This window comes from Gordonia sp. (in: high G+C Gram-positive bacteria), from assembly GCF_049299075.1.
Classification (GTDB): domain Bacteria; phylum Actinomycetota; class Actinomycetes; order Mycobacteriales; family Mycobacteriaceae; genus Gordonia.
The window spans coordinates 1-2,064 of record NZ_JBAQWU010000401.1; the positions used below are offsets into that span (position 1 = coordinate 1).

At 66.2% G+C, this 2,064-nt stretch carries 2 protein-coding genes; both read right to left on the reverse strand.

Annotated elements, in window-relative coordinates; genetic code table 11:
* On the reverse strand, positions 1 to 432 hold a 432-nt coding region (locus WAW85_RS12785; RefSeq protein ID WP_422559987.1), incomplete at its 3' end, for a phosphoadenosine phosphosulfate reductase family protein.
* Positions 433 to 444: 12 nt separating this feature from the next.
* A partial coding sequence (locus tag WAW85_RS12790; protein ID WP_422559986.1) for a nitrite/sulfite reductase occupies positions 445 to 2,064 on the reverse strand: 1,620 nt, incomplete at its 5' end.

Below are 2,064 nucleotides of genomic sequence, written 5' to 3' on the forward strand. Positions count from 1 at the left end.
GTAGGGGGCCAGTGCGGCCTTCAGCGGCACCACCTTGCGCAGACGGCAGCATTCGGCGGGATTGCTGGCGTAGAGATTCTTGCCGAGTAGCGCGTCCTGCTGGGCGACAGTGTGTTCGGGCTCCACGTTGATCACATCGAGGTTGTAGACGTCGACGACGGCGTCGCGCGTCCCGATGGTCTCGGCGAAGTGGTAACCGGTGTCCAGGAAGAGCACCTTCAGTTGTGCGCCCGCGATCGTCTCGGCGCCGATCGCCTTGCTCGCCACATCGATCAGGACAGCGTCCTGCATGTTGGCGGCGATCAGAAAGTCGGTACCGAAGGTGTCCGCCGTCCAGCGAAACAGTTCCTCGGCGGACGCGTCCGGTCCGAGCAGTCGGGCGCCGGCCTCGGCGATCTCCCGCAGGTGCCCGTGTTCCAGGGTGGTGGTCATATCGCTCATGCCTTACTGCAGCTCAGCATCGTCGGCGCGCGCCACCCATTCGGCGAAGCGCTCGCCGGGGATCCGGGCGGCGATGAAGTTACGGACGACGCGCTCGATGTAGTCGATCGAGTCGTCGGCGAAGATCTTGTGCTGACGCAGCTTGCGGCCGAACCCGCTGTCGAAGCCGAGGGCGCCACCGAGGTGGACCTGGAAGCCTTCGACCGGGGTGCCGTTGTCGTCGATCAGTTGCCCCTTGAGGCCGATGTCGGCGACCTGCACGCGAGCGCACGAGTTGGGGCAGCCGTTGAAGTTGATGGTGATCGGCACGTCGAGCTGCTCGTTGAGCTCGGCGAGTCGACTTTCCATCTCCGGCACCAGGGCCTGGCTGCGGCTGCGCGTCTCGGTGAAGCTCAGCTTGCAGTACTCCAGTCCGGTGCAGGCGATCAGATTGCGTCGCCACAGCGACGGCCGCGCGGTGAGACCCACCGCCTCCAGGTCGGCTTCGAGCCCGGCGACCTTGTCTTCGGGCACATTGACCACGACCAGCTTTTGGTACGGGGTCAAGCGGACCGAATCAGCGCCAGCGCGCTCGGCGGCGTCGGCGACGGCAAAGAGCGCGGTGTCCGAGAGACGGCCGGACACGGCGGAGAATCCGACAGCGAATCGGCCGTTGGTCTGCGCGGTGACACCGACGTGGTCGATCGGGTGCTTCGGCTGCTCGGGTGCGGGACCGTCGATCAGCTTCCGCTGGAGGTACTCGCCTTCCAGGACCTGCCGGAACTTCTCCGGGCCCCAATCCTTGAGCAGGAACTTCAGACGCGCCTTGGAGCGCAGGCGACGGTAACCGTAGTCGCGGAAGATCGAGATGACGCCTTCCCAAACATCCGGGACCTCGGCGAGCGGCACCCAGGCGCCCAGACGCTGCGCCAGCATCGGGTTGGTGGAGAGGCCGCCGCCGACCCAGAGGTCAAAGCCCGGGCCGTGCTCGGGGTGCACGACGCCGACAAACGAGACGTCGTTGATCTCGTGCACGACATCCTGCTGGCCGGAGATCGCGGTCTTGAACTTGCGCGGCAGGTTCGAGAAGTCCGGGTTGCCGATGTAGCGGCGCTTGATCTCGGCGATCGCCGGGGTGCCGTCGATGATCTCGTCGGCCGAGAGGCCGGCGAGCGGGGAACCCAGCATGCCGCGCGGACAGTCGCCGCAGGCTTCGGTGGTATCCAAGCCGACCTCGTCGAGGCGACGCCAGATCTCCGGAACGTTCTCGATCTCAATCCAGTGGTACTGGATGTTCTGTCGGTCGGAGACGTCGGCGGTGCCGCGCGCGAAGTCGCGCGAGATGCCAGCTAGCGTCCGAAGCTGCGCCACATCCAGGTGGCCGCCGTCGGTGCGCACGCGCATCATGAAGTACGGCGCTTCGAGATAGTCGATGTTGTCGTCGTGCGTGTGGGTGCCGTCGTAGCCCTCGGCGCGCTGGGTGTACAGGCCCATCCAGCGGAACCGGCCGCGTAGGTCGGCCTTGTCGATGCCGTCGAAGCCGACCTGGCTGTAGCTGTCGAGGATACGGCGACGGACGTTGAGCGGGTTGTCGTCGCGCTTGGACTGCTCGTTTGGGTTCAACGGGGTCCGGTAGCCCAGGGC